Origin of the sequence: Neptuniibacter sp. (assembly GCF_024231755.1) — a bacterium.
GTDB lineage: Bacteria > Pseudomonadota > Gammaproteobacteria > Pseudomonadales > Balneatricaceae > Neptuniibacter.
In genome coordinates this window covers 1-26,612 of the sequence record NZ_JAAEQH010000235.1, presented here as the reverse complement: position 1 = coordinate 26,612, position 26,612 = coordinate 1, and the positions used below count along the sequence as shown (strand labels likewise).

The following is a 26,612-nucleotide window of genomic DNA, read 5'->3' as shown; positions in this document are numbered from 1 at the left end:
GAGAAGCGATGGGAATCCCTCCTTCTAATGAGCGAAAACGTCTGGTTTAATAAAGGCCAATAACAAGAATAGACGAGTGATCGTCACTGCCAATAGGAGAGACCTATGCAGATTAATATTACTGGACACCATGTCGAACTGACCGATTCAATGCAGAACTACGTTCTGGAAAAGATGCAGAAAGTAGAGCGCCATTTCGACAACATTACAAATGTTCAGGTCACGCTTAGTGTTGAGAAGCAGCGTCAGAAAGCAGAAGTAGAGATGCACGTATCAGGTGCAAATATTCATGCTACACACGAGCATGAAGATATGTATGCTGCTATTGATGGTGTGACTGATAAGTTGGATCGCCAGGTTATCAAGCACAAAGAAAAAATGAAAAATCACAAATAGGCCTCACGTTTCAACGTATGTTGGTACATGAAATTTTAACCCCCTCAAGCACCCTGTGCGGGCTTGAAGGGGGTAGTAAAAAACGAATTCTTGAGCAGGTATCCCACCTTATATCCGAGCAACACACGGATATGGAAGATTCCTGTATTTTCAACGGACTTCACGGTCGAGAAAAGCTGGGCAGCACAGGTATCGGAGATGGCATAGCAATCCCGCACTGTCGTTTAGCCGAGTGTAAAGATGCCATTGGCTTCCTCATCAAGCTCGAATCACCTATCGATTTTGATGCGATTGATAAAAAGCCAGTCGATCTGATTTTTGCCCTGGTAGTGCCTGAGGATGCTACTTCAGAGCATTTACAAACACTCGCTTCGATCGCTGAACTGTTTAGCAAAGAAGAGGTCCGTACAGCCCTCCGCCAGACAGAATGTAATCAATCACTATACGATACAATCTGCAGATTGAGCTCCTGAGGCAGAAATATGAAGCTGGTTGTGATTAGTGGTCGATCTGGCTCTGGGAAAAGCACCGCCTTACAAGCACTCGAAGACATAGGTTTCTACTGCATAGATAACCTTCCAGCTATGCTACTCCCGGATCTTGTGGAACAGATGAGCAGTGAGCCTGACCACCCGGACAAAATAGCGGTCAGCATTGATGCCAGAAACCTACTGAGCAACCTTTCAAAGTTTCCTGCCATTCTGCAGAAGCTTCGCGAGGAACACTGGGCTGAATACGAAGTCATGTTCCTCGATTCAGCAGAAGAGGTACTACTAAAACGCTATAGCTCCACGCGGCGAAAACACCCTCTTTCAGATCAGCATAAAAATCTTCAGCAATCGATTCAGGCCGAATCACAGCTGTTGGAACCTATCGCATTACTAGCTGATATCCGTCTGGATACAACCCGCCTTTCCCTGTACGAGTTAAGGGACACCATCAAACTGCGCGTTGCCAAGCGAAAAGAGCAAACCCTCTCAGTACAGTTCGAATCCTTCGGTTTTAAGCATGGCGTCCCTCTGGATGTGGACTTTGTTTACGATGTCAGGGCGCTGCCCAACCCTCATTGGGTGCCCGAGTTGAGACAATACACGGGTAAAGAAAAGCCAATTCAGGATTTTCTCGGCTCTTCTGACGAGGTTCAAGAGATGCTTAATGATATCCAGAGCTTTCTCGAACGCTGGCTACCCCGGTTTGCTGAAAATAACCGTAGTTACATAACAATTGGTATAGGCTGCACCGGCGGACAGCACCGTTCAGTCTACATTAGCGAATGTTTGGCTTCTCATTTTGGCAAGCATATGGATAATGTTCATGTACGCCACCGGGAGCTAGGTTAAACGATGCAAGAAAAAGAGATTTTGATCATCAATAAACTGGGATTACATGCCCGCGCTGCCGCGAAACTTATTGGCGTCACATCCCGTTTTTCAGCCGACATAAAACTGGGCAAGGATGGACGTGAAGTTGATGGCAAAAGCATCATGTCGGTTATGATGCTTGCTGCAAGCAAGGGAACAACTCTCAGCATCACAACTGATGGTTCTGACGAAGAGAACGCAATGCTGGCTATTGAAGAGCTGATCAACAATCGCTTTGATGAAGATGAATAGTTAATAAATAAAGCCTTATCCCCTCTTCCGCATTTAGCTATAATCTCATCCAAACCTGCTCTTCCAACCTGAGCACTCCCTGTTTAAGTAAGTGGCGACCGTAGATGGCTCAGAACGAGACCAAATCACAGCTCGATATACTAAGCGAAGCCCTGGATAGTGGTGAATTTCGCCAGATCCGCTATACGCTTAACCACACTCTGCGCGCCACTGAAGTAGCACGTCTGATCGAGAAATCGCCACCAAAAGAGCGACAAGTACTTTGGAATTTAGTATCACAGGAGCTTGAACCCGAAGTACTGCAACACCTTGGGGATGATATTCAGGCTGATATCCTCAGCCGAATGAACACAGAAGAGGTGGCTGCCTTAACCGAATCCCTGGATTCAGATGATATGGTGGATATCTTACAGCAGCTGCCAAACAGGGTTATGAAAGAAACCCTGCGTATCATGGATAAGCAAAATCGACGCAGGGTGGAACAGCTGCTTTCTTATCCAGAGGACACTGCGGGTGGTCTGATGAATACAGACACCACCACAATCCGCCCTGATATCACTATCGAAACCGCACTTCGTTACATCCGCCGTCACGACGAAATCCCTGAGATGACGGATAGCCTTATCGTAGTTAGCCGTAAAGATTCCTATATTGGCCTGCTGCCACTGACAAAACTACTAGTAACTGATCCATCGATCACCATCAGGGAAGTGATGAATACCGATATTGAGCCTATTGATGCCAATATGCCAGATGATCAGGTTGCACTGCTTTTTGAAGAACATGATCTTGTATCAGCACCCGTAGTAGACGAAGAAGGAAAACTTCTCGGTCGTATCACAATCGATGACGTAGTTGACGTAATCCGTGAAGATGCCGACCACTCCTTGATGAGTATGGCGGGTCTGGATGAAGATGAAGATACATTTGCTCCGGTGATGAAAACCACTCGCCGTCGAGCTGTGTGGCTGGGGATCAACCTGCTGACAGCTTTTATCGCATCAGCTGTCATCGGGCTGTTTGAAGATACCATTGAAAAAGTAGTAGCCCTGGCGGTACTGATGCCCATTGTTGCCTCCATGGGCGGTATCGCCGGTTCGCAAACCCTCACGCTGGTGATACGCGGCCAAGCCCTCGGACATGTGGAAAGGTCCAATGCAGGTTGGTTGCTTAATCGTGAAATGATTGTGGGTGCAATGAATGGTGTTCTATGGGCGCTGGTCATTGCCGTTGTTGCCGTGATCTGGTTCCAGGACATGAACATTGGCATCATTATCGCTCTGGCAATTGTCATCAACCTGGTTGCTGGTGCAATAGCAGGTACTCTTCTCCCCATCATGTTGAAATCCATGGGGATTGACCCTGCCCTCGCCGGAAGCGTTTTATTAACAACTATCACTGATGTGGTAGGTTTCTTTGCCTTTCTCGGTCTTGCTACCGTCTTTTACGCCTGAGACTTTCTATGAATAACGATAATTTTGATAATAACCACCTTGATGATCAGGACGAAGAGTGGCTGAGTAAAACCGAAGTTAAGCGCCAAATGCATGCTCTTCAGGAACTGGGGGCTCGACTCACAAAGCTGAACAAAGAGCAGCTGAATAAATTAGAACTTGGTGATTCTTTACGTAATGCTATTGAAGAGTTTCACCGTATTAAATCCAATGGTGCCCAGAAGCGTCATCTGCAGTACATCGGTAAGATTATGCGTACAGAGGATGCAGAAAAAATTGAGCACGATATCGGCTTATTTGAAGCTGGTCAGCAAGCCCATACCCAGGTGTTCCACAAATTGGAGCGCTGGCGTGACCGTTTAATAAATGATGGCAACCCTGCATTGCAAGAATATGTTACCGAATACCCTGATGCCGATATTCAACATATCCGACAACTGATTCGTAACGCGCAAAAAGAGAAAAAAATGGAAAAGCCGCCGGCGGCTGCGCGAAAGCTCTTTAAATATCTGCGTGAAGTAGCCGGAGCGTAAAACAGGAGGGCGGGCTGAAAGCCTGCCCATCTTAAAAACCAGCCGTTTCCCGGTGCTGCTGGACTGGCATAGCCTTACGCTTCTCGTGAAGAAGATTCAAATCCACATCCGCTACTACTAGTCCTGGACCTGGCTGCTCTCTCTCTTCAATGACTTCTCCCCAAGGATCTACAATCATTGAATGCCCCCAACTCTGCCGGGACTTACTATGCTGTCCTCCCTGATTAGCCGCGAGCACGTAGCACTGATTTTCGATTGCACGAGAGCGTAACAATACTTCCCAATGAGCCTGTCCGGTAACATAGGTAAAGGCGGATGGAACAGTCAGGATCTCTGCTCCCATATTACGCAATTTCTGAAACTGCTCAGGAAAGCGAAGGTCGTAACAGATAGATAAGCCAATGTTTCCAAATGGCGTAGAAACAACAACCAGATCCTTACCGTGCTGGATAAAATCGGATTCGCGATAACTGGAGTGAGCATCTGCCACATCCACATCAAATAAATGAATCTTATCGTAGCGCGCTTGTAGCTGCCCTTGGTCATCGTAAACCAAACAACTGGCATAGACCTTCTCTTCGCCGGAGTCAGCTTCAGCACAAAGCAGCGGCACACTCCCCGCAATAACCCAGAGCCCATGTTGCTTAGCCAAATTAGCGATAAACTCCTGAATCTTTCCTGATTCTTGTTCCGTTTTGGCTAAAGTGATCAGCGCTTTAGAATCAAGCATGGCAAAATTTTCTGGCAACAGGAGTAAGTCAGCAGACTGCTCTACAGCCTCTTCAGCTAAAAACCCGGCCTGCTGAAGATTTTCTTCCAAATCCTCACCTGATAGCATTTGTGCAACAGCAACCTTAGCCATGATTATTTTCCTGTATTTCTGGTTTTACCTTTTCATCCTTGTTTTCGTGAAGATCAATTTTTGGATCTCCCCAATCACCTGATAAGTGATACTTAACCGTGGCAAACTTCGCCAATGGGTCACCAATCAATTTATCAAACAGGAATACCGCTCCAGCCACCTGAGGGGCTCCTAATAACACACTCACCAGTGGGATATTGTCAGTAACTGGAAGCGCCACTTCCATATCCTTATCTACTGTTTCATTAACCAGATCAAGCTTACCTTTCATCGCAAGGTTCGCAGATGGCCCCGTCATAACAAAAGGCTCGGTCGTCGAAGCGACACCTTTACGAATCTGATAGCTTGCTGTCATCTCATCAAAAGCCATACCCGATTTAAACAGATCTGAAAAATCCAAGCGTAAGCGACGACCAAGAGATTGCAGATTGAGGATGCCAAATACACGAAGAAAGTTGCCAGAGTTTCCTACATCCAACAGTCGCCCATTTTTAGCTGTAAACTGCAACTCCCCATCTGTTGCCGCTATATCAAAAGCCCATGGCGCCCCCTCCCAACTTAGCTGAAGGTAGGATTTAAGTGCTTTAGTCTCCAATGCATCAGACACTTGCCAGGCTTTCAGCACTTTACCGAAGTTATCACTATCCAGGCGTAAAGTTAGATCGGATACCTCTTGACCGCTCTTATCCCAGCGTAGCTCGCCCTTAACAACTGAGCCATGCATGCTAGCCCGGACATTCTCAACCAATGCCCCTGTTTCAGTGGGTCGAAGCTGAAAAACCCACTGCCCCATAGGCTTATCATTCAAAGTCAGGCTTTGAACACTGAAATCCAACTTAGGTAGTTCTGTCGGTTCGACTGATTGATCCAATGATAGCTCGCCAGCTTCATCATCCACCTCATTATCAGTGTCACTACTGGTAATTTTCAGGTACTTCAGATCAGCTTTTAAGGCTTCATCATCACTTTCTGGTAGCCATAAGTTTCCAGCTAGTTCAGGGCCCGTTGCACCCAACAGCCAACCATCCGGTTTTGGCGTAAGCTCAACAGAGAAGTCCTGCAAATCAATATCATTAAAACTGAATTGGCCAATTTTCAGCTTAAGTTGTTTCAGCTTATTCTCTTGTGTCTTTTCTCTTCTAGGCTCAGAAACAGCTTTAGACTTACCACCAATCAAGCCAGATGATTGTAGAAAACCATCCAGCTGTTCGTAATCCAGATAAGCAAGTTCACCATCAACCCAGACTCCAGGTTTATCAGGCACTGCGGGGCGTTGCCCCCCTAGACTAAAACGCGCACGTTCAATAATCTGGTCGCGATTGACCATTATTCCACGTAGCTGATTGCCCAGATTAAGCCGCACAGCACTTCGACCATCAGAATAACCTCGACCCAAATCGCTCACGACAGATAGGTGCCCTTCCTTAGATAGCTCTTTGCCAAAAGGTTGCGGAGCGACAATCTCAACACCTTTAAGGTCACTTTCAATCACCAGCTGATTACAACTTTTACCCGGACACATATCCAGCCGAGCCTGATAATTGAGCTTGCCGCTGGCAATACTTAACAGCTCTAGATCCAACCATTTACGTAACCGGTCCATCTCGATCGAGCTGTTGATAGTGACCTGAGTTTTCTTTTTAGCCGTCGTGATACTAGCCACAACAGGCTGAGAAAACAGAGATGCTGTTAATTTCTTAGAAGCTAACCCCGAGCGTGAGTTATAAGTGACTACACCATTAATACTCGAAAAGTTGATGCGGTCTTCATCTGATCTGAAACCGGCATTAATAGTTTTGGTCCGAACAAACACTTTAGGTGTTTTCTTTGTATAAAGAGGGATTGTCAGATCAACCAAAGTTTCCGCCTGACCACTCATCTTCCAGGCATTAAGGTCATCACCCACTTCTGCTTTCAGAGGGCTTTGTGTTAATAATCTATGCAGATCAGAAGCGGCACCAGACACATCACCTGCTACAAACAATTTATCAGTTGTTTTGGGCAGATGAACCCAGGTATATCCGATCTGGGAATCATACAAGGAACCTTTTGCAGCTTCTGCCACTAACTCACCGTTACGGAAGAAAACAAACGTATCTGCTTTGCTGACCTCCGGCCATCCAGGCTGATATTCAAAGGTCGCGTCACTTATATCAAAAAACATCTGCACAGCAGGTAGTTGATAGTCGGGCAGTCGCGATCGCGTAACTCCATTTAGAACAAAGCCTGCACGGTTTATATGACCCGCTTTAATCGCATCAACCAACCACTCATAAGTGCTGACGCCCACTTCTTTTGGAGGGATATAATATTGAGCCTGCATACCGTCACTGGCCTGCATGCCTATCTGCAAATTTAAAAGAGGCTGCTCATCACGACTAAATGGCAAATAGATGCTGAAACGACCAGAAGCAGAAACATGGTCATCTTTCAGATTCAGAAGCTGTGAAGCGACCACAACCCCTTTTTCCTCAAAACGCCAACCAATAACACCGCTAGCCTGATCATACTGCCACCGGTAATCAAACAGAGTGGGATATGCCATCAGAAAGTCACTGCTTTGCAGGTGAATTTTACCTCCTGATATATCTGCTGTGAGCAGGCCATGTATACCCTTGAGCTCTGGAACATCATCCCAAGCATCAATACCCACATCAGCTAGATCAGCCACCAGCTGAAACTTTTCTAGGGGTGCACCGTCTTCCCAATAAACCTGGATGTTGTTAACCGTACCCTGTGGGGACAGGGTCTTAACAATCTCAACAATTTTTTCAGGTACATAGGATTGTTGAACCAACCACTGCTGCGATTGGTCTAGGTTCAAACGGTCAATCATGAGCATTACAGGAATGATCTTATTCCCATCGCGCTTAAGATCCAGGCTGATACGAGGTAAGTTAAATTCGCTCTCTTCTCCCGCAATATTGATATCAGTGATCTGTAACTGGTAGCTTTTGTCCCGACGCAACAAAGCCGTATCCAGAGAAAACTGTTCTAGCTCATATTCCTGGAATTTAACGTTCTCGATGGACGTTTTACCTGTCATGTAGGCCAGTTTGCCGCGATGTAACTGACCCCAGACCTGCTGGGATGCCTGAAAACTTTCCAGCTCTATTTCAGCAAGCCCCAGCCAAGGGTTAAGAAGCTCATGATCGAGCCCCTTGATGCTTAGATAAAAATCGACCGGTTTCTGGGACGGGTTGCCCTCAACTTCGGCAACAAAATTTATATCTGCGCGACCCGATGCAGTTGCTAACTCCGCATCCACTTTTAACTGGTGCATCACCCCATCATGCTGCATCTGAAGATGGATAGGTGAAATAGCGATCTCTTCTCCAGTTTTGGAGATGACCTCTATTCGACTACCTTTAAGATTGATATTCGTCTGCTGCAATAAAAGCGTCAACAACCCTGCGCCCGCATCACTGGCAGGGTGCGATGCTGTTGGCTTTTCTGTTTTCTCTTTATGGTCATCCTCACTATCCGCCTTGGTCAAATCATAGCGAACAGTGAAACCATCAAAATCGAACCGAGAAAAAACAGGTCCACGAGCTTTAATAGTTGCAGAGGGGTCTAATGCTAGGTCAGCTTCGATAACAGCAAGAGATAACCCTGCTTGTCCTTTAAAGCCATCAATCACCAGGCTTTTAAGCTCTAGCCTCGGAGTCCAGCCTTGCCAACTGCCTTTCAGCTCCCCGACATGAACAGTTGCGTTCAGTTCTTTAGAGAGAAAAGCCTGAATTTCGAGACGGTGGCTATCAACATCTTCAAATAGAATTTTTACACTCAGTAAGGAGATAGCTAAAAACGCTAGAACCAGCGCTAAAAGCCAGTATAAATACCAGGCAAGAGAGTGAGCGTAACGTTTCACTTAATGGTCCTGTTAACGTAATACCACGTCGAAACTTTCTGCATTGTACATAGGCTCCACCTGGAAACGGATGGTCTTGCCGATAAATGCTTCTAGTTCGGCTACATGGTTGGAGGCATCATCCAGCAAATAATCCACTACCGGTTGAGCCGCCAGAACCAGATAACTGTCGGTATCGTACGCGCGATGCTGTCGTAGAATTTCACGGAAAATTTCATAACATACGGTTTCCGGAGTTTTGATAGACCCACGCCCCTGACATTCACTGCAGACATCACACAGCACCTGTTCAAGGCTTTCACGAGTACGTTTACGGGTCATTTCAACCAAGCCTAGTTCTGATACACCAGTAACCTTACATTTGGCATTATCTCTTTCCAGAACTCGTTCTAACGTTCTTAGTACCTGGCGTTGATGATCCTCATCTTCCATATCAATGAAGTCGATAATGATAATCCCGCCCAAATTACGCAGGCGAAGCTGACGACCAATCGCAGTAGCAGCCTCAAGATTGGTTTTAAAAATTGTCTCTTCGAGATTGCGATGACCAACAAAAGCCCCAGTATTTACATCCACGGTTGTCATAGCTTCTGTCTGGTCAAATATCAGATAGCCGCCTGATTTCAACTCAACTTTACGTCCCAACGCTTTCTGGATCTCTTCTTCTACATTAAAAAGATCAAAAATAGGGCGCTCACCCGGATAGTACTCCAGCGTATCTGCTACTTCTGGAACGAGAGCTTTTACAAATTCTTCTGCTTTCTGGAAGGTCTCTCTGGAATCGATTCGGATACGCTCAAGCCCCGTATGAGCCATATCTCGTAGTGCACGCATATTCAGCGGCAAATCTTCATAGATAATACTTGGCGCTTTTGCCGAGGAGATCTTTGCCTGAATAGAACTCCATAACCGTCTAAGAAACTGGATATCCGCTTCTAGCTCTGCCTCAGCAGCCCCTTCAGCCACAGTACGCAGAATAAAACCTGAAGGTTCAGACTCATCCTTAGAAACCAAGTTTTGAATAATAGAGCGTAGGCGATCTCGCTCTTCCACATCTTCGATTCGCTGCGAGACACCAACATGGCTGTTGCCCGGCATACAAACTAAATAACGGGAAGGTAGAGAAATATGGGTTGTTAGGCGTGCTCCTTTAGTTCCGATAGGATCTTTGGTTACCTGAACAAGTAGTGCCTGCCCTTCGCGAAGCACCTGAGCGATGGAGGTGTTGTTTTTCTCTTCATGGGTAGCACTTTGAGGTAGAACCTCTTCTACATGGATAAATGCTGCGCGCTCCAGACCAACATCTACAAAAGCAGCCTGCATTCCCGGCAACACCCGAACCACTTTGCCTTGATAGATATTACCTACAATACCTCTGCGGTGAACACGCTCCACGTACACCTCTTGCGGCATACCGTTTTCAATAACAGCAACCCGCGTCTCCATCGGTGTAAAGTTAATCAGTATCTCTTCGCCCATAACACTTCCTTAGATAGCATCCAAATGCCAGATATCAATACCTACCTGTTCCAGTAACTCTGCAGTTTCTGCTAATGGCAATCCTACCACCGAGGAGTAACTACCCTGAATTCCCTCTACAAATACGGCCCCCAGCCCCTGAATACCGTAGGAACCTGCTTTATCCACGGGCTCCCCTGTCGCCCAATAACGGCGACAAATATCTTCGTTCAAAGTCTTAAACTTGACCTTGGTTTTGACCACAGAAGATAAGGTTTGTTCAGCACTGACAACGGCTACACCCGTAATTACCTCATGCTCCTTGCCAGAAAGGCTTAGCAATGTTGCTATGGCCTCACTTTCACTCCGAGGTTTACCCATAATCTTGCGGTCAAACACTACGGTAGTATCAGACCCAAGAACAGGAAGCTCACCTGCTGTCAGCGCAAAGCTGGCTTGTGCTTTTTCCAGCGCCAGGCGAGCAACATAGGCTTCTGCTGCCTCACCCGGGTTAACATCTTCGCAGATCGCAACAGGATTAACAGTAAAACGCACACCTATCTGTGATAACAGCTCTTTTCGCCGAGGAGATGACGAAGCTAGGATCAGATCTATGGTTTTACTCATTACCGCCTCTGATTACTTGATTCGGAACAAACGTCTGATCCCACGGAGTACCACAAACATCCATGGCCAGAGCACAGCACTTACCAGACAGGGAAGCAGAAACAACAAACTATCCCCCGTATAACCTGTAAACCCTTGCATCCAATGAAAGAGCAGCTGATTGATACCAACCAGCACCATTACCATCATAGCTTGTTGAACTAATGGAAACATGCGCAAACGCTGGTGAAGAAGGAGCGTAAGGAAGGCAATAATTGTCAGGGAGAGTGCATTCAACCCTAAGACGCTGCCTTTAATTACATCCAGAAACAGCCCAAGGGAAAAAGCCATCCCCATACCCACACGGTGTGGTAGTGCCATCACCCAGTAGATAAGGATCATAGCTACCCATTCCGGACGCGCCCATTCAATAACATGCGGCAGAGGGATCTGGCTCAGCATCAATCCCACCAAAAATGTTGCAAGAATAATCAACCCACCGCCACTGGACGTAGCTCCGGCTGTTTCATTCATTGCAGCACCTCGGCTTCAGCTGATACGGCTTCCGCATTTTGGGCAGGTGCAGGCATACGCACAAGTAGCAAGTGACGAGATTTATCCAGCAAGGCACTCGGCTTAATAATCACTTTTGCAAACTGCTGCCCCGGATCTCTTACAACTTCAGCAACTTTAGCGACAGGATAACCTCGCGGAAAGCGCCCTCCCAGACCAGAGGTAACAATTAGATCGCCAGTACGAATATCGGCAGTATCGGGGACGTGCTCAAGCTCAAGTTCGTCCAACTCTCCTTTACCGAGTGCTATTGAACGAAAACCACTACGATTCACTTCTACAGGAAGAGCATGACGAGCATCGGTAATTAGCATCACCCGACTGGTGTAGTGAGATAGCTCGGTAACCTGTCCCATTACACCGCCGGCATCCAGAACAGGCAATCCCATAACGACCTGATTTTCACTACCGCGATCAATAATAATCTGATGCTGAAAAGGGTCGGGGTTCACACCAATGAGTTCAACCAGCTGAACCTCTTCATCAACCCTTAGGCTGCCACCGACCAATTCACGAAGGCGGTCGTTTTCCTGACGCAGAGCCGCGTTCTGTTGGACTTTACGCTCCAGATACAATGACTCGGACTTTAAACGAGCATTTTCTTTCAGCAGCAGGCTACGATCAACAACCACATCAGATACCTCACCGGCAAAACGGCTAGGCAGATCCACAACCCACTGCAATGGGGTTAGAAGGAGGGAGAGGTAAGCTCTACTATCTCTGACTTTGGCCGTATACAGATCAGCCGCCATCAGAAGAAACGCAAATAGAACAAGTAAAAGGAAAAAGCGGCCTGATGATCGGCCGCGAAAAATAGTTTTAATAACTCACCCCCAGGCACATTGGAAAATGCCAGAAGCGGTCAGATAGTTTCAGACAAAGATCAATACAGCACATGGCTTAGTCATGGCTTACCAGCTCGAAACCATGTTTATCCAGCAGTTCCAAAGCTCGGCCGCCACCGCGGGCAACACAGGTCAGAGGATCTTCGGCAACAATAACCGGCAGACCAGTTTCTTCACTGATCAAGCGATCAATATTACGCAGTAGCGCTCCACCACCGGTCAAAACAATACCACGCTCAGCAATATCTGATGCCAGTTCTGGCGGGCACTGCTCCAGCGCACTCTTAACCGCCTGCACGATTGCAGATAGAGGTTCCTGCAACGCTTCAAGAATTTCATTGCTATTCAGCGTAAAGCTGCGTGGAATACCTTCAGCCAGGTTACGACCACGAACATCGATCTCGTGCATCTCAGAAGAAGGGTAAGCTGTACCGATCTCTTGCTTAATACGCTCTGCTGTAGAGTCGCCTATCAAACTACCGTAGTTACGGCGCACATAAGTAACGATGTATTCATCAAAACGGTCACCGCCAAGACGTACGGAATCAGCGTATACGATGCCATTTAGAGAGATAACAGCGATCTCAGTTGTTCCACCACCGATATCCACAACCATGGAACCACTGGCTTCATCAACGGGAAGGCCTGCACCAATAGCTGCTGCCATTGGTTCATCAATCAAATAAACTTCACGCGCACCTGCACCCATCGCCGATTCTTTGATCGCACGACGTTCTACCTGAGTAGATTTACAAGGTACACAAACCAGAACCCTTGGGCTTGGTGTCAGGAAGTTAGTGTCATGTACTTTACTGATGAAGTACTGCAGCATCTTTTCCGTAACGTGGAAATCTGCAATAACTCCATCTTTCATAGGGCGGATTGCTGTAATGGAACCGGGCGTACGGCCCAGCATACGTTTTGCGTCAGCACCCACCGCTGCGACGGATTTCTGGTTACCTGTCTGTCGAATCGCGACAACAGAAGGCTCATCCAGAACAATATCCTTATCGCGGACATAAATTAGTGTGTTTGCAGTTCCCAGATCAATAGACAGATCGCTGGAAAAAAGGCCACGAATTTTCTTGAGCATGTACAGGGAGTCCTAAGAAATCTGCAGGTATAGCCGCTATATCCTGAAAACACGTAACTCTAACAACGGTAGGCTGTTTGAGCAAGGCGAAAATCAGTAAAACTACTTAAATTACGAGCATAAATAACCTTCTGAATAGAGTATCAATGTGATACCTTACTGCTCTTAGTTTTTTCCCTTTAAGCTTTCACCGAAAGCCTTCTCAAACAGCGAGAGTAAATTATGTCTCTGGATCGCTCTGATGTGGACAAAATAGCCCATCTGGCGCGCCTTCAAATTGAAGAACAGGACACTCCTGAATACGCGCAAAATCTGACAAATATTCTGGATCTGGTAGATCAGATGCAGGCTGTAGATACAACTGATGTATCACCAATGGCACACCCTCTGGATGCAGTTCAACGCTTACGCAGCGACGACGTAACTGAAGACAACAACCGGGAGCAGCTTCAGTCTGTAGCACCAGCTGTAGAAAACGGCTTGTTCTTGGTACCTAAAGTTATTGAGTGATACCCATTCAGCCAGAATATTAATTAAGGATAAGTATTCCATGTTTGAAAAAACACTTACCGAATTAGCTCACGGGCTGAAGACGGGTGATTTTAGCAGTGTTGAATTAACCCAAGCCTACCTAGAACGCATCAAGGCTGAAGACGGTAAATACAACAGCTACATTACAGTGACTGAAGAGCAAGCTTTAGCTCAGGCAAAAGCAGCAGATGAAGCCATTGCTGCGGGTACTGCTGGCGCATTTACCGGCCTACCGATTGCACACAAAGATATCTTCTGTACACAAGGTGTCCGCACAAGTTGTGCATCAAAAATGCTCGATAACTTTGTTGCTCCCTATAACGCGACAGTTATTAACAAATTCAATCAGGCTGGCGCGGTTATGTTGGGTAAAACCAACATGGACGAGTTTGCCATGGGCTCTTCCAACGAGAGCAGTTTCTACGGTGCAGCGAAAAACCCTTGGAACACTGACTGTGTACCAGGTGGCTCATCTGGCGGTTCTGCAGCAGCAGTATCAGCGCAACTAGCTCCTGCAGCAACAGGCACAGATACAGGCGGTTCTATTCGCCAGCCTGCAGCGCTTTGCGGCATTACCGGCCTTAAACCAACTTATGGTCGTGTTTCTCGTTTCGGCATGATCGCATTTGCGTCCTCCCTAGATCAGGGCGGCCCAATGACCAAAACCGCCGAAGATGCAGCAATGATGCTGAACGTAATGGCGGGTTTCGATAAGCACGACTCCACTTCAGTGGATCGTGAAGTTCCAGATTACACAGCTGACCTTGAAAAACCTCTTGATGGCCTACGCATTGGCCTACCAAAAGAGTTTTTCATGGATGATATGGATTCTGAAATTGCTGCACACACTCAAGCAGCAATCAAAGAGTTTGAAAAGCTTGGCGCAACAGTGAAAGAAGTTAGCTTGCCTAATACAGCGCTCTCTATCCCTGCTTACTACATTATCGCGCCAGCAGAGGCCTCTTCTAACCTATCCCGTTTTGACGGTGTACGTTACGGCTATCGTTGCGAAAACCCGGTTGATCTAGAAGATCTATACAAACGCAGCCGTGGTGAAGGTTTCGGGCCTGAAGTTAAGCGCCGAATTATGGTTGGTGCTTATGCTCTATCTGAAGGCTTCTACGATGCCTACTACAACAAAGCTCAGCAGATTCGCCGTCTGATCCGTGACGACTTCGCTAAGGTGCTTACTGAAGTTGATGTCATCATGGGCCCGACAACACCTCACCCTGCCTTTAAACTGGGTGAAAAAACGTCTGATCCAGTAGCAATGTACATGGAAGATATTTTCACTATCTCCCTAAACCTTGCAGGCCTTCCAGGCATGTCTGTTCCTTGCGGCAGTGTTAATGGTCTACCAACAGGTCTTCAGATCATTGGCGACTACTTTGCTGAACAGAAACTGCTAAATGTTGCGCATCAGTTCCAGTTGGCAACTGATTGGCACAAACAGACACCACAAGGCATCTAAGAGGTTTATTTACTATGGAATGGGAAGCGGTAATCGGGCTTGAGATTCACGCCCAGCTAGCGACAAACTCCAAAATCTTTTCCGGTGCCAGCACAGCGTTTGGTGCCGAACCCAATACACAAGCGTGTGCGGTAGACCTGGCACTACCAGGCACGCTACCTGTATTTAACGAAGAAGCACTGCGCATGGCTGTCAAATTCGGTCTAGCTGTAGATGCTGAGATCGGCCGTAGATCTGTTTTTGACCGTAAAAACTATTTCTATCCTGATCTACCAAAAGGTTATCAAACCAGTCAGTTGTTCCACCCTATCGTAGGCGTGGGCCACATTGACATCACTCTAGAAGACGGCACCGAGAAGCGTATCGGCGTAACTCGTGCTCACTTAGAGGAAGATGCGGGTAAATCGATTCATGATGAATTCCCGGGTATGACAGGTATCGATCTTAACCGTGCCGGTACACCACTACTTGAGATCGTATCTGAGCCAGATATGCGCAGCCCGGAAGAAGCTGTGGCTTATGTACGTAAGATTCACTCGATAGTAACCAGTCTGGGTATCTGTGACGGCAACATGGCAGAAGGCTCTTTCCGTTGTGATTGTAACGTATCAGTTCGCATCAAAGGTGAAGAAGAGTTTGGTACGCGTACCGAGACTAAAAACATCAACTCTTTCCGCTTTATCGAAAAGGCAATCACCGGTGAAATCGAACGTCAGATTGACCTGATTGAAGATGGCGGCCGAGTAGTTCAAGCTACACGCCTGTATGATGCAGAGAAAAACGAGACCCGCGAAATGCGCTCGAAAGAGGAAGCCAACGACTACCGTTACTTCCCTTGCCCAGATCTGCTACCAATCGAGATCGATGACAGCTATATCGAAGCGGTACGCGCTTCTCTACCTGAATTACCGGATGCGCGTAAAGTCCGCTTTATCGAAGAGTATAAACTGAGTGATTACGATGCGATGGTACTTTCAGGCGATCGCACTATGGCTGAGTATTTTGAAACTGTTGCCAAAGCCGCAAATGATGCAAAACTAGCAGCTAACTGGGTGATGGGTGAGCTATCTAAGATGCTTAACCAAAATGACACCCTTATCGCTGATAGCCCTGTATCCGCTGAGCAACTAGGCGGTCTTCTTGCTCGCATTAAAGACAACACGATCTCTGGCAAAATTGCCAAGCAAGTGTTTGAAGTAATGTGGAACGAAGGCGGCAGCGCAGATGAAGTTATCGAAGCAAAAGGCCTCAAGCAAGTAACAGACAGCGGCGCTATCGAAAAGATCGTTGATGATGTAATTGCTAACAGTGGCCCTCAGGTAGAACAGTATATAAATGCTGAGCCAGAGAAACGCGGAAAGATGATCGGCTTCTTTATGGGCCAGGTGATGAAAGCATCCCAGGGCAAAGCTAACCCAGGCCAGGTTCAGGGAATGCTAAAACCTAAACTGGATGCTCTATGCAAATAAAGCATTAATCTGTTAGATTGAAAAAGCCGCTGCCTTATTTAAGTACAGCGGCTTTTTTATGCCCGAAACACAGCGAAAACTATAAATACCCCCCGGACAGAATAAGCAGGCATAAAAAAAGCCCATCAGAGATCTGATGGGCTTAACGCTAGTATGTATGTCAATCAGGGTATCAGCGATTAAAACTCGAAAGATTTGCTGATTGCGAATGTAACAGTGTCGCGGTCACCCAGGTCTTCATCAGCATTGATGTATGCGATGGACAGATCCAGACCTTCGTAAGTAGTACCGTAACCCAGTTCTACGTAGTCACCAGAGTAGTCTTTACCAAAATCACCGTAAGTCAGGTAAGCACCTTCATATTCACCAGTCAGTGCGATGAAAGAGTAATCAGATTCCTCTACGCCAGATGGCTGATCTTCAGTACCGAAAGTCACTTCCAGGCTAAGGAACTCGTAACCGAAGTTCAGGTTCAACTCGTGGAAATCAACGTCAGATTCAGTGTAGAAGTAGCCAGTATAACCAACGCTATAAGCAACATCGCCAACTTCACCGCCGTAACCAGCATAGATGTCGTACTCTACGTCATCGTTAGACAGATCAGCAGCCCACAGACCAACGTATACGCCGTTGTCTGCTTCATAATCAACACCACCCATCATGCTTGCGCCATCAGTAGTCTGATCAACACCACGGAAGTAGTAGTCGCTCATTGCACCAATGTTTGCAGAAAGACCTGCCTGCGCAACAACAGAAGCAGAAAGAAGACCAGCAGCGATCAGGGCTTTAGTCATAGGTTTCATCATCTTTTATTCCCCCTCGGATAAAAATTAAATTCGACGATTGCCCCATAGAAAGCACACCCCGTACCAATAATTAAAAACCCTTATATATCAACAAACTAAGACAATAAAATTTAAATAACCCAAAAATAATTACCAAACAGAAATATTTAAGCACCAAATTGGCGCACAAAACACAAGCACCCGCACCAAAAGCGAACTCGCAGCCCTCTCTTAAAACAGATAGACGAAAAAAAGATAAAATTATGAATTTTTACCGCCTCTACTGCACTAATATAGGACTTACTAATCGTTCAGAAGGGTTAGATTATAGCGACAACTACTTTTCTCGCTTGGTTGCAGCTAAGAAGCGACATAGGACAGATGTTGGCGCAGAAAATTCTGTGCAATCCAGCGCACTCTCTTATCGTAATGAAAATATCAGAGCAAACACGGACTAAGAAGCGGTGACCTCTAAATTCAATATCTCAACTGGAGCACAGCTAAAATCCCCTGCTTTAGGGCGTTTTTATAAACGCAACGGCCATAAAGGAAAGGTTCAGCCAAATGACATCTGTTTCTGGACGGAGAGGGATCAAGCGATAGTTGCCGCTGCAAGACTCCAACCCGTTGCCGGCGAAAGAAACAGCTTACTATTAAGGGGACTCTGGGTTGATAAAGCACTAAGAAGGAAGGGGTTAGGATCTGAACTCCTGCAAAGAATCACACATTACCTCCAAGAACAAAGCAGCAACTGCTACTGCCTGGCATATGCTAACCTGGAAAACTTTTACAAACGCCAAAGATTTAACCAGCCATCAATAGAATCATGTCCTAGCGAGTTGCTCGCTCAGTATCACAGCTATAAAAAACGAGGTAATAATCTGACACTTCTATTCTATTCAGCTTGAACGTTGAAATGCCCCGTCCAGTTCACATTCCATAAAAATACTATCCAACAACCACTCTTTGGCTGAACGCCCACCCTCTTGAATATAACTTTCTATTTCAGAGCGAACCCTCACAGGAAGGATAAGATGCATCGGTTGTATTTCCCCACCATCAGAGGCAACCACCGTCATGCGCGGCAAACGGTCAGAATAATCCAGCATCCTTTCAATATGATCATACTTCAGAGAAGTATCATCACCGGCCAATACCAACACCCGACCAGACTCCAAAGTATTTAGCACAGAAAGAATACTAACAAGCGGCCCGCCACCGACTTCAGAATCGAAGACAACAGAATAACCCAGAGAATCAACATCCTTCTGTTCAGGATTAGCCACTAAAATTACATCAGAAATTGATTCAGGAAGTTCCTTAACCACCTTTTCGAAACAACGCTCATCTCCGCAATACGCCATCGCCGATGTCAGCCCATGACTGTCGGTTTCACCACCAACTAGTATTACTGCCTTTACATCCATTTAATTCCTTCCCCATTAATACCTACACTTTTCAGTATCAGCATAGATCAGTAATAGTGATTATGCCCTGTAATCAAGTAATTACAGCCATCGCCTTACTCGCTTTTTATACTCGCTATACGGCTCCCCAAACAACGCTTCCAGATACGTCTCTTCCTTTGTTATCACCAGATAATAGAGTAGCCAAATGGCGACGGTATTACTCAGCACGATCCCAATACTTTCGAGATATAAACCAGTCCCGCTTGTGACCAACACAAATGCCAGATAGATAGGATTCCGGCTATAGGCAAAAACACCTGTATTAATCAGCACAGATGCGGGCTTCCAAGGCTCAATATGAGTTTTAAATTTCCAGAATTGAAACGCAGAGATCATAGCGAGCGTGATACCCAAAGCAATTAGCCCTACCCCAAGCTGAATGACATATGCAGGAAAGGAAAAACTGACCTGTAACCACCATTCAATGGCATATGAAAGAGCAGCACATGTAATAAAAATAAGGGGAGGAGGGATCTTTACCCCAGGGCCGTTATCCTGATCAGACATCGCCTAATGCTCTTCAATAAAGATGAATACCTGCAGTCTAAGCAATACTGGAGGTAAGGAAAAGACTATCCTGATCTTGGAGATATACCGGCTTTTATAGGGTGAGTGGTTAGGGGCTGGATTTATTGGTTGCAGCTTTAAGGCTGCAACCACCCTACGGGCTTCGCGCTAACGCGCTCGATTGTGATTGCTTCGCAATCGTTGAACCAAGGAATTATAGGAACAAACTCAGCGCTATAGCAGAAAATAAAAAAGGCCATCCAGATCTGGAGGTGTATGAGCTTTTTTGGTTTGCGAGAATGGCTGGATTTATTGGTTGCAGCTTTTAGGCTGCAACCACCCTGCGGGCTTCGCGCTAACGCGCTCGATTGTGATTGCTTCGCAATCGTTGAACCAAAGCATTAAAGGAACAAATTCAGACCTGCGTAGCAGAAAATAAAAAAGGCCATCCAGTTCTGGAGATGTATGAGTTTTTTAGATGCAGATAAAAGGGGCTGGATTTGCTTGTTGTAGCTTTAAGCTACAACAACCCTGACGGGCTTCGCACCTTGTGCTCGGCGATGATTGCTTCGCAATCGTTGAACCAAGGGATTAAAGGAACAAATTCAGCACTGCGTAGCAGAAAATAAAAAAGGCCATCTAGGCCTGGAAATGTATGAGCTTTTTTAGATATCGTGAAGAAGGGGCTGGATTTGCTTGTTGTAGCTTTAAGCTACAACAACCCTAACGGGCTTCGCACTTTGTGCTCGGCGATGATTGCTTCGCAATCGTTGAACCAAGGGATTAAAGGAACAAATTCAGCACTGTGTAGCAGAAAATAAAAAAGGCCATCCGTTGGATGACCTTTTTTATTTTAAATCTGGTAGCGGGGGCTGGATTTGAACCAACGACCTTCGGGTTATGAGCCCGACGAGCTACCAAGCTGCTCCACCCCGCATCAATGTGGCGCGTATACTACAAGCCTATTACGGGGAACACAAGCTATTTATTACTGTTTTTCAAAAAGATAACTGAATCATGCACCGTCGTTTTCCTGATTGGCTCTTTTCTCTTCTTGAGCCGCGCGGATACGGTCTTTTTGGATCTCAATCACTAACTCAGACAAGGCAAGATGGGCACGCTCTGACAGGTCAACAAACTCAGCGCCACAATGACCATTTCTGTTAAACATTACCTTCAACTTTGGCTTTAAACGATAGCTTTTTCGCACCGTAAAAAAAATTACCACTTCATCCAGTTTATCCCCAATGTGATCATCACTCTCAAAAGCGATTCCTGTCTCAGAAATATCCAACAGCTTCACCGGTTCATCACGGATTGTCATCCGCACTCTTTCACCAGGCGAAACCCTATAAGCTTGCCTGCGGTTTTCTTGGTCTGATAACGTAAGTTCAAGTGGAAGTTTCATTATTCTGCTTTTTTCTCCAACACAAACTCAAGACGACGGTTCTTTGCTCGATTGATAACTGAATCATTTGGCGCAAGAGGAACGGACTCGCCATAACCGGTCGCAGAAACCCTTTCCGGCTGCAAACCACCACGTACCATATATCTTAGAACATTAGTGGCCCTAATCGCTGATAGGTCCCAGTTTGAAGGGAAGCGCGTAGTTTCAATTGGAATGTCATCCGTATGCCCATGAATACTCAGTTTAAGGTCTGAGTTTTGTTTCAGAAGCAAAACCATTGAATCTAATACTGTCATCATCTCCGGATTAAACTCAGCAGATCCACTCGGAAACAACACATCTCCTTTGACTTTAATCGTAACCTTGCCATCTTTTGGTGTACCTACGTCAACCGCATTCTCCGCTATAGATACCTGAAAGTGCTGCTCAAACTCATCAGTCAACTTCGACCATTCATTGTCGATAGTGACGTTTTGGTTTTCAGCTTCGTTTTCATTAGCTTTATCTGCTGCATCATCGGCAAGTTCAGTTGCAGGAAGTACTTCCTCAATCTCCTCTGGTACATCCGTTTTTATTGGTGCTTCATGCGGTAGGTCAATCACGCTATTTGCACCATCATCACCTTGCAAAGCTTGGTTAAGCGAACGCATCGCTTTCTCAAACCTTTCTGCTTCGACACTGGAGAGCGAAAAAAGAAGAACAAAGAAAACTAAAAGCAGGGTCATTAGATCTGCAAATGTGTAGATCCAACCACCACTGTCATCTTCCTCAAGGAGTGTTTTTTTAGTATTCATAAACCACTCCTCTTATTTTTGACCTACTTGGATTTTCTTACGCTGAGCCGCAGGAATGTAAGAGGAAAGCTGTTCGTATACATGCATATAGTGATCGTTTGTAAGAATGCTGATGCACCCCTCTCGGATAATTTCCAGATTGGTTACCTCAAGCAAAGTACGCGCTTTCAACTTACCGGCGATAGGTAGGAAAACCATGGTTGCCAGTAGAGACCCATAAAATGTGGTCAACAATGCAACAGCCATTGCAGGACCAATGGTTTCAGGGTTACTCAGCTCACTGAGCATCTGAATCAGACCAATCAATGTACCCAACATACCAAAGGCAGGTGCATAAGCGGCCATTTTTCTAAACACGTCCTGGGTTGCGTGATGGCGAGCGATGAGCGAGTCGATCTCATTTTGAATTGTATTGCGAATAACCTGTTCAGATGCCGCTTCAGCCAGAAGCATACAAGCTCTTTTCAGTACCGGAGAGGAGCTTTCAACATCACCTAGTTTCAACAAACCATGGCGATGACTGATACGACTCAGCTCCAGCATAGTATCGATCATTTCCTGCTGATTGGTTTTATCACGGGTAAAAACAATAAACGCACCATGAAAGGCGTTGATCACGTCGCGAAACTGAACGGTAAGGAGAGTCGCAGCAATGGTACCACCAGCCACAATCATCATGCCCGGCACATTTACAAAGACTTCAGCGCTCCCCCCCATAAAGATGGCAGAAATGATTAGGGCCAAACCCGAAATAATGCCCAGAAGTGATGCAAAATCCATGCTTTTCTCTCTCAATAAACTACCGGCTGGTAGCGATACAAAGGTACAATTAAAAACGCTATTGAAGCAGTCTATAACAGTTTTTGAACAAGTACTCTAATTAAAAAATGTATTCGAAAAGAGCCTCTAAAGCCTGCTATATCGGCCTGACACAATGGCAACACTCCGCTTGGCAAGACGGTCCTCTTCTTCGCGGTAGTAACACCCATGTTCTTAACGCATATTCTAAACACTTTAGCAGTGTAGAAGGTAATACCACTTTCTATGGTTTACCTAAAGCAGAAACCGTTAAACTCTGGTTTCGGGAAACGCCTGAGCATTTCCGGTTCTGTTTTAAATTTCCTCAGAAAATCACACACGATAACCAACTACGGCTGAGCTCTCAGGAAACCACCGAGTTTCTTAACCGCTTACAACCACTAAAGGAAAAAACCGGACTGCTCTGCATTCAACTACCGGCAAGTTTCAGTGCTCAAGAACTTTCTGTCCTTGAAGCATACCTCAAGACACTGCCAAAAGAATTCAGTTACGGTATTGAAGTGCGGCATCTTGATTTCTTTGATAAAAACGAAAAAGAAAAACAGTTCAATCGCTTGTTAGCCGATTACTCAATCAACAGAATCAGCTTTGATACCCGCGCGCTTTTCGCCCATCCAGCAGATGATGAGATTAGCCTTAAAGCGAAAAGTCACAAACCAGACCTCCCTGTACACGCCATATCCACGGCACAATATCCTATGATTCGCTTTATCACACCTATGGATTGGCAATGGGGCACTACATACCTAGATCCCTGGTTGGCTAAAGCGGAACAATGGATTAACGCTGGGAAGCAACCCTATTTCTTTTTCCATACCCCTGATAACGCCGATGCCCCTGACTTAGCAGCTTATTTTGTCAATCAACTGCAACAACGGATTCCGGATATTTGCTTGTTTGCACAGTGGGAATCAGTAACGACAGAACAGAACTGCCTGTTCTAAACTTTTACTCCAGCGTAGGGTTATTGTCCCCAACGACTTTTAGACTGCAGTAGGAAAGCCAGTTCTTCCGAGGTAGAGCTGCGCCCGAGCACCTCATTACGATGAGGGAAACGGCCAAACTTTTCGATTTGGCGGTGGTGCTGAAAGGCAAAATCCAACCACCCTTCCACTTGCAGTTTATGAATCCCAGAAACCTCAAGCAACATCTGTTCAAAACAGGCAATACAACGCTCCTGCATATCTAAGGTTTCAGCATGTTCAAAGGGCATATAGAAAAAAGTTCGTTCGACCGGTTCTAACCCTTGATCGATCCCGCTTTGCCAACCTTCATCTGCGAGCACTAAGGCCTTATGGTCTCCGCTAAACGCGTCAGAACTGCCACGAAAAATTGTGCGCGTAAATTGATCCAACAGAATAATCAGTGCTAAACGCCCACGGGGTTGTACAGCCCAATGGTCAAGCTCACCTCTTAGGGCAAGGTTGACCTGATGCCCAAATAACTCAGCGATTAAGCGATCGTTCTCGGTTTTGCCTGACCACCACAAGTCGCCTCGATCACTGACAGGAAAACCATCCTTGAGAGGACCAAACCAGAAATTCAGGACTTCTTCTATTTTCTCAACCATCACACACTATATAAGATCAATGTTCACCTACTAACCATAGTTCAAATGCGCTCAAGACTCTTCTATAAACAGTTCCCTGTAAAAAAATCCCTGTACATAATCAACGCCCAGATTTACTGCATGTGCCAGGTCTTCAGCCGTCTCAACCCCTTCAAGTACAGTTTTCTTACCACTAAGTTGAGCATAATTGACCAAACTACGAAGCAATAGGTTTGAATCCTTGCTGTCCGTCCTTAACCAGCAACGGTCCAGCTTTATGAAGTCAACATCAGCCAGTATCTGTAGTGATAGCATGCTGTCTGGAGCACCGACATCATCCAAGGCTATAGAGAAACCCATTTCGTGCATCTTGCGGGACAGGTTATTGCTCATACGGGCATCATTCACATCCGTATTCTCAATGATTTCAACTACCAGATCTTCGTGACCTGACAGCATCTGCATCATGGCATTGCCCGATGCCAATGGTCCCAATACAGAAAATGCATGGGGATCAAGATTCAAAAACAATCGACTATTTGCAGGTCGAAAACGCAGCTGAATCCGCTTTAACTGTAACTCGACCTGCGCCAAGAGCAATGGACTGTCATGCAGAGTGCGAAACACATCCAACGGTGAAACTCTTTCGCCAGTTTGCGTATAAAAACGGGCTAAAGCTTCATAACCAATCACTTCACCCTTATGCGCATCAATAATCGGCTGATACTCTACTCCGAAGCGTTGCCTCTCAATCAAATCAAGCAGTTCAAAACAATCCTTCGCATAGCGATTAACATCGACGTATTCCAAAATGACACCAAAACAATAATGATAATAATTATCAATTATATTTATTAAATCAACCCTTCACAATTCCCTTAGATAAATATTTACATCTCTTTACACCTCTGCATCACCCACACTGTCTTATATATGCCAAATACCGCACACCAATATGCTTTTTTGTTGTTTAGCGAAGTAACGAACTTAGCCCTAGGGTTAAAGGTAAATCTGGAAGCGGAGACAGGGTAATGAAACAGATAAGCTATCTGGCTGCCCTGCTACTAATTTTTAACAATCAGTTTGCAGAAGCAGAGCAGAATCCACATCAGGGTATGACCGTTTCAGCAGGGCTATCTGTGACCCAGGGGCTTGGGGTCGATATAGGTTATAAGCTGAGCGAGCAAAGTCGACTCAGGATATCCATGTATGCCTGGAACTATGAACGCACTGAAACAGTCAACGACATCTTTTATGAAGCCGAGCTTCAGGTTGTACATCCAGGCATATTCTATGATTACCGCCCCTTTTCTACGCAGGAGGATGGGCTACGCTTAAGTGCCGGTATCATTATTAACAGCAATGACTGGACAGGAGATGCCCGTCCCATCAGCAATACCTTCACCATCAACAACATAGTTTATAACGCCGATGATGTCGGTAACCTTCAAGGAGAGATCGATTTCCCCGCTCTGGCTCCCTATCTGGGAATAGGTTATGACCTACGCATTAATAAAGAGTGGGTACTTACTTCAGATTTAGGGGTGGTCTATCAGGGTGAGGTGGATGTCCATCTAAGCGCAGATGGCAGTTTGACCTCTACCCCAGCTTTCCAAACGGCACTACGCGAAGAGGAGAGAAATATCCTGGAAAATGATGATATAGAAAAGACTAAACTCTGGCCGGTACTCAAGATCGCATTGGAATACAGATTTTAGCGCTTCTGATGTTTTTCCCAGTTTTCCAGGCGCTTTTCTTCACTTTTCCTTAGAAGTACATAAATTGCACCCAAACCTCCATGTTGAGGCTGAGCGGAATGGAAAGCCATCACTTCAGGCAATGACTGTAACCATAAATTCAGATAGCTCTTTTGTCGGTTTCCCATGGAGGTCTTATCTTTACTCCGTCCATGATTGAGTAACACAGTACGGATATCGTATTTAATGCACTCCTCCAGGAAAGGTAGCAGTTCATCTTTACATTGTGGAATTGATTTACGGATCAGGTCCAGCCTTGCGTCAGCCTGATATTTGCCCAGACGCAAATTACGATAAACGCCTTCCTGTACACCATCACCTTTCCAGGCCACGGGATCTAATGGATGAAGCAGATCAATTGGACCCGTAGTCAGCCCCTCTTCCTCACCAGAAACAGCTGCACGGCGTCGTTCTTCAAGCAGGGACTCATCTTTCTTTTTCCGCTGCAGATCGAGATCTACTTTATTGCTCTGCTTCAAAGGGGTTACCCCCTCAACAGCCATCATCTGCGAAAAACTGTTATCGCTTTTACTCATGTGCTACCTCAGTTAGGGAACCCACGAATAAGTCTCATACTTTCTCAGTGGGTTATAAAACGACCAGATACACGAAAGTCAGCGCAGTGAAATGTCGAGACCTTTTCAAGCTGACTGACAAAGTAGATGGTCGTTTTAGAACCCACCCTACGGGGCTTACAGAGCAACTGAATCACTTTGTTAATGATTTTCGACAGGCAACCAGCATGCCTG

28 protein-coding genes and 1 tRNA gene are annotated in these 26,612 nt (G+C 45.9%); 12 read left to right on the top strand and 17 right to left on the bottom strand.

Annotation, left to right across the window (positions count from 1 at the left end; all coding sequences use genetic code 11):
• Window positions 1–105: 105 nt before the first annotated feature.
• From raiA to yjgA, 6 genes are all read left to right on the top strand, one after another.
• Window positions 106–396, top strand: a complete 291-nt coding sequence (gene raiA / locus GY843_RS12455; protein WP_297310113.1) for a ribosome-associated translation inhibitor RaiA — start codon at window positions 106–108, stop codon at window positions 394–396.
• Between the two features lie 17 nt (window positions 397–413).
• Window positions 414–869 (top strand): PTS IIA-like nitrogen regulatory protein PtsN, encoded by a 456-nt coding sequence (gene ptsN, locus GY843_RS12450; protein ID WP_297310111.1) that lies wholly within the window; start codon window positions 414–416, stop codon window positions 867–869.
• Between the two features lie 9 nt (window positions 870–878).
• Window positions 879–1,736 (top strand): RNase adapter RapZ, encoded by an 858-nt coding sequence (rapZ, locus tag GY843_RS12445; protein ID WP_297310108.1) that lies wholly within the window; start codon window positions 879–881, stop codon window positions 1,734–1,736.
• A 3-nt stretch (window positions 1,737–1,739) separates the two neighbouring features.
• On the top strand, window positions 1,740–2,009 hold the full coding sequence (locus GY843_RS12440) for an HPr family phosphocarrier protein (protein WP_297310092.1): 270 nt from the start codon (window positions 1,740–1,742) through the stop codon (window positions 2,007–2,009).
• Window positions 2,010–2,113: 104 nt separating this feature from the next.
• Entirely contained in the window at window positions 2,114–3,463 is a 1,350-nt protein-coding gene (gene mgtE, locus GY843_RS12435) for a magnesium transporter (protein ID WP_297310090.1), read from the top strand.
• Between the two features lie 8 nt (window positions 3,464–3,471).
• Window positions 3,472–3,996: a ribosome biogenesis factor YjgA gene (yjgA, locus tag GY843_RS12430; RefSeq protein ID WP_297310088.1), complete on the top strand. Its 525-nt coding sequence runs from the start codon at window positions 3,472–3,474 to the stop codon at window positions 3,994–3,996.
• A gap of 31 nt (window positions 3,997–4,027) precedes the next feature.
• Here the strand turns inward: yjgA and GY843_RS12425 are convergent, their stop codons facing one another.
• The 7 genes from GY843_RS12425 to GY843_RS12395 form a co-directional block, all read right to left on the bottom strand.
• Window positions 4,028–4,858, bottom strand: coding sequence for a carbon-nitrogen hydrolase family protein (locus GY843_RS12425; protein WP_297310086.1), 831 nt, complete (start codon window positions 4,856–4,858; stop codon window positions 4,028–4,030).
• Window positions 4,851–8,729, bottom strand: a complete 3,879-nt coding sequence (locus tag GY843_RS12420) for a YhdP family protein (protein ID WP_297310084.1) — start codon at window positions 8,727–8,729, stop codon at window positions 4,851–4,853. Before GY843_RS12420 ends, GY843_RS12425 begins: the two co-directional genes overlap by 8 nt.
• A 12-nt stretch (window positions 8,730–8,741) precedes the next feature.
• Complete coding sequence (rng, locus tag GY843_RS12415) at window positions 8,742–10,208, bottom strand: ribonuclease G (protein ID WP_297310081.1); 1,467 nt, start codon at window positions 10,206–10,208, stop codon at window positions 8,742–8,744.
• A gap of 9 nt (window positions 10,209–10,217) precedes the next feature.
• Entirely contained in the window at window positions 10,218–10,814 is a 597-nt protein-coding gene (locus tag GY843_RS12410) for a nucleoside triphosphate pyrophosphatase (RefSeq protein ID WP_297310079.1), read from the bottom strand.
• Window positions 10,815–10,826: 12 nt separating this feature from the next.
• Window positions 10,827–11,327: a rod shape-determining protein MreD gene (gene mreD, locus GY843_RS12405; protein WP_297310077.1), complete on the bottom strand. Its 501-nt coding sequence runs from the start codon at window positions 11,325–11,327 to the stop codon at window positions 10,827–10,829.
• A complete protein-coding gene (gene mreC / locus GY843_RS12400) occupies window positions 11,324–12,181 on the bottom strand; it encodes a rod shape-determining protein MreC (RefSeq protein WP_297310115.1) in 858 nt (285 codons plus the stop codon). Before mreC ends, mreD begins: the two co-directional genes overlap by 4 nt.
• Window positions 12,182–12,266: 85 nt before the next feature.
• Window positions 12,267–13,304, bottom strand: coding sequence for a rod shape-determining protein (locus GY843_RS12395; RefSeq protein ID WP_007022323.1), 1,038 nt, complete (start codon window positions 13,302–13,304; stop codon window positions 12,267–12,269).
• Between the two features lie 222 nt (window positions 13,305–13,526).
• Here GY843_RS12395 and gatC point away from each other — a divergent pair, with 222 nt between their 5' ends.
• From gatC to gatB, 3 genes are read left to right on the top strand one after another with little or no spacing between them, the layout of a single operon-like run.
• A complete protein-coding gene (gatC, locus tag GY843_RS12390) occupies window positions 13,527–13,814 on the top strand; it encodes an Asp-tRNA(Asn)/Glu-tRNA(Gln) amidotransferase subunit GatC (protein WP_297310074.1) in 288 nt (95 codons plus the stop codon).
• 40 nt (window positions 13,815–13,854) lie between these two features.
• Entirely contained in the window at window positions 13,855–15,306 is a 1,452-nt protein-coding gene (gatA, locus tag GY843_RS12385) for an Asp-tRNA(Asn)/Glu-tRNA(Gln) amidotransferase subunit GatA (protein ID WP_297310072.1), read from the top strand.
• 14 nt (window positions 15,307–15,320) lie between these two features.
• Window positions 15,321–16,775 carry an Asp-tRNA(Asn)/Glu-tRNA(Gln) amidotransferase subunit GatB gene (gatB, locus tag GY843_RS12380; protein WP_297310070.1) on the top strand — a complete coding sequence of 485 codons (1,455 nt, stop codon included), beginning with the start codon at window positions 15,321–15,323 and terminating at the stop codon, window positions 16,773–16,775.
• A gap of 179 nt (window positions 16,776–16,954) precedes the next feature.
• On the opposite strand, the gene GY843_RS12375 is transcribed toward gatB, so the two are convergent.
• Window positions 16,955–17,581, bottom strand: coding sequence for a TorF family putative porin (locus GY843_RS12375; protein WP_297310068.1), 627 nt, complete (start codon window positions 17,579–17,581; stop codon window positions 16,955–16,957).
• A gap of 443 nt (window positions 17,582–18,024) precedes the next feature.
• Between GY843_RS12375 and GY843_RS21045 the strand changes: the two genes are divergently transcribed.
• Window positions 18,025–18,468: a GNAT family N-acetyltransferase gene (locus GY843_RS21045; protein ID WP_367183843.1), complete on the top strand. Its 444-nt coding sequence runs from the start codon at window positions 18,025–18,027 to the stop codon at window positions 18,466–18,468.
• On the opposite strand, the gene GY843_RS12370 is transcribed toward GY843_RS21045, so the two are convergent.
• The 6 genes from GY843_RS12370 to GY843_RS12345 form a co-directional block, all read right to left on the bottom strand.
• Window positions 18,460–18,987, bottom strand: a complete 528-nt coding sequence (locus tag GY843_RS12370; RefSeq protein ID WP_297310066.1) for an NTP transferase domain-containing protein — start codon at window positions 18,985–18,987, stop codon at window positions 18,460–18,462. The two genes, GY843_RS21045 and GY843_RS12370, sit on opposite strands and share 9 nt — an antisense overlap.
• 81 nt (window positions 18,988–19,068) lie before the next feature.
• On the bottom strand, window positions 19,069–19,536 hold the full coding sequence (locus tag GY843_RS12365; RefSeq protein WP_297310064.1) for an isoprenylcysteine carboxylmethyltransferase family protein: 468 nt from the start codon (window positions 19,534–19,536) through the stop codon (window positions 19,069–19,071).
• Between the two features lie 860 nt (window positions 19,537–20,396).
• Window positions 20,397–20,473: transfer RNA gene (locus GY843_RS12360), tRNA-Met, on the bottom strand.
• 78 nt (window positions 20,474–20,551) lie between these two features.
• On the bottom strand, window positions 20,552–20,944 hold the full coding sequence (locus tag GY843_RS12355; RefSeq protein WP_297310062.1) for a PilZ domain-containing protein: 393 nt from the start codon (window positions 20,942–20,944) through the stop codon (window positions 20,552–20,554).
• On the bottom strand, window positions 20,944–21,738 hold the full coding sequence (locus GY843_RS12350) for an OmpA family protein (RefSeq protein ID WP_297310060.1): 795 nt from the start codon (window positions 21,736–21,738) through the stop codon (window positions 20,944–20,946). The genes GY843_RS12355 and GY843_RS12350 overlap by 1 nt, the downstream gene beginning before the upstream one ends.
• Window positions 21,739–21,750: 12 nt before the next feature.
• Entirely contained in the window at window positions 21,751–22,518 is a 768-nt protein-coding gene (locus GY843_RS12345; protein ID WP_297310058.1) for a MotA/TolQ/ExbB proton channel family protein, read from the bottom strand.
• 107 nt (window positions 22,519–22,625) lie between these two features.
• Here GY843_RS12345 and GY843_RS12340 point away from each other — a divergent pair, with 107 nt between their 5' ends.
• Complete coding sequence (locus tag GY843_RS12340) at window positions 22,626–23,501, top strand: DUF72 domain-containing protein (RefSeq protein ID WP_297310056.1); 876 nt, start codon at window positions 22,626–22,628, stop codon at window positions 23,499–23,501.
• A gap of 20 nt (window positions 23,502–23,521) precedes the next feature.
• On the opposite strand, the gene GY843_RS12335 is transcribed toward GY843_RS12340, so the two are convergent.
• On the bottom strand, window positions 23,522–24,127 hold the full coding sequence (locus tag GY843_RS12335) for a DUF924 family protein (protein ID WP_297310054.1): 606 nt from the start codon (window positions 24,125–24,127) through the stop codon (window positions 23,522–23,524).
• Window positions 24,128–24,178: 51 nt separating this feature from the next.
• Window positions 24,179–24,916 (bottom strand): EAL domain-containing protein, encoded by a 738-nt coding sequence (locus tag GY843_RS12330; RefSeq protein ID WP_297310051.1) that lies wholly within the window; start codon window positions 24,914–24,916, stop codon window positions 24,179–24,181.
• A 221-nt stretch (window positions 24,917–25,137) separates the two neighbouring features.
• Between GY843_RS12330 and GY843_RS12325 the strand changes: the two genes are divergently transcribed.
• Window positions 25,138–25,824, top strand: a complete 687-nt coding sequence (locus tag GY843_RS12325; protein WP_297310049.1) for a hypothetical protein — start codon at window positions 25,138–25,140, stop codon at window positions 25,822–25,824.
• Here the strand turns inward: GY843_RS12325 and smrA are convergent.
• Window positions 25,821–26,399: a DNA endonuclease SmrA gene (gene smrA, locus GY843_RS12320; protein WP_297310047.1), complete on the bottom strand. Its 579-nt coding sequence runs from the start codon at window positions 26,397–26,399 to the stop codon at window positions 25,821–25,823. The genes GY843_RS12325 and smrA overlap by 4 nt on opposite strands.
• Window positions 26,400–26,612 lie beyond the last annotated feature (213 nt).

What these genes read in the sequence shown, in the direction of transcription:
- raiA (WP_297310113.1), top strand. Translation starts at nt 106, where the DNA reads ATGCAGATTAATATTACTGGACACCATGTCGAACTGACCGATTCAATG.
- ptsN (WP_297310111.1), top strand. Translation starts at nt 414, where the DNA reads ATGTTGGTACATGAAATTTTAACCCCCTCAAGCACCCTGTGCGGGCTT.
- rapZ (WP_297310108.1), top strand. Translation starts at nt 879, where the DNA reads ATGAAGCTGGTTGTGATTAGTGGTCGATCTGGCTCTGGGAAAAGCACC.
- GY843_RS12440 (WP_297310092.1), top strand. Translation starts at nt 1,740, where the DNA reads ATGCAAGAAAAAGAGATTTTGATCATCAATAAACTGGGATTACATGCC.
- mgtE (WP_297310090.1), top strand. Translation starts at nt 2,114, where the DNA reads ATGGCTCAGAACGAGACCAAATCACAGCTCGATATACTAAGCGAAGCC.
- yjgA (WP_297310088.1), top strand. Translation starts at nt 3,472, where the DNA reads ATGAATAACGATAATTTTGATAATAACCACCTTGATGATCAGGACGAA.
- GY843_RS12425 (WP_297310086.1), bottom strand. Translation starts at nt 4,858, where the DNA reads ATGGCTAAGGTTGCTGTTGCACAAATGCTATCAGGTGAGGATTTGGAA.
- rng (WP_297310081.1), bottom strand. Translation starts at nt 10,208, where the DNA reads ATGGGCGAAGAGATACTGATTAACTTTACACCGATGGAGACGCGGGTT.
- GY843_RS12410 (WP_297310079.1), bottom strand. Translation starts at nt 10,814, where the DNA reads ATGAGTAAAACCATAGATCTGATCCTAGCTTCGTCATCTCCTCGGCGA.
- mreD (WP_297310077.1), bottom strand. Translation starts at nt 11,327, where the DNA reads ATGAATGAAACAGCCGGAGCTACGTCCAGTGGCGGTGGGTTGATTATT.
- GY843_RS12395 (WP_007022323.1), bottom strand. Translation starts at nt 13,304, where the DNA reads ATGCTCAAGAAAATTCGTGGCCTTTTTTCCAGCGATCTGTCTATTGAT.
- gatC (WP_297310074.1), top strand. Translation starts at nt 13,527, where the DNA reads ATGTCTCTGGATCGCTCTGATGTGGACAAAATAGCCCATCTGGCGCGC.
- gatA (WP_297310072.1), top strand. Translation starts at nt 13,855, where the DNA reads ATGTTTGAAAAAACACTTACCGAATTAGCTCACGGGCTGAAGACGGGT.
- gatB (WP_297310070.1), top strand. Translation starts at nt 15,321, where the DNA reads ATGGAATGGGAAGCGGTAATCGGGCTTGAGATTCACGCCCAGCTAGCG.
- GY843_RS12375 (WP_297310068.1), bottom strand. Translation starts at nt 17,581, where the DNA reads ATGATGAAACCTATGACTAAAGCCCTGATCGCTGCTGGTCTTCTTTCT.
- GY843_RS12370 (WP_297310066.1), bottom strand. Translation starts at nt 18,987, where the DNA reads ATGGATGTAAAGGCAGTAATACTAGTTGGTGGTGAAACCGACAGTCAT.
- GY843_RS12365 (WP_297310064.1), bottom strand. Translation starts at nt 19,536, where the DNA reads ATGTCTGATCAGGATAACGGCCCTGGGGTAAAGATCCCTCCTCCCCTT.
- GY843_RS12355 (WP_297310062.1), bottom strand. Translation starts at nt 20,944, where the DNA reads ATGAAACTTCCACTTGAACTTACGTTATCAGACCAAGAAAACCGCAGG.
- GY843_RS12350 (WP_297310060.1), bottom strand. Translation starts at nt 21,738, where the DNA reads ATGAATACTAAAAAAACACTCCTTGAGGAAGATGACAGTGGTGGTTGG.
- GY843_RS12345 (WP_297310058.1), bottom strand. Translation starts at nt 22,518, where the DNA reads ATGGATTTTGCATCACTTCTGGGCATTATTTCGGGTTTGGCCCTAATC.
- GY843_RS12340 (WP_297310056.1), top strand. Translation starts at nt 22,626, where the DNA reads ATGTATTCGAAAAGAGCCTCTAAAGCCTGCTATATCGGCCTGACACAA.
- GY843_RS12335 (WP_297310054.1), bottom strand. Translation starts at nt 24,127, where the DNA reads ATGGTTGAGAAAATAGAAGAAGTCCTGAATTTCTGGTTTGGTCCTCTC.
- GY843_RS12325 (WP_297310049.1), top strand. Translation starts at nt 25,138, where the DNA reads ATGAAACAGATAAGCTATCTGGCTGCCCTGCTACTAATTTTTAACAAT.
- smrA (WP_297310047.1), bottom strand. Translation starts at nt 26,399, where the DNA reads ATGAGTAAAAGCGATAACAGTTTTTCGCAGATGATGGCTGTTGAGGGG.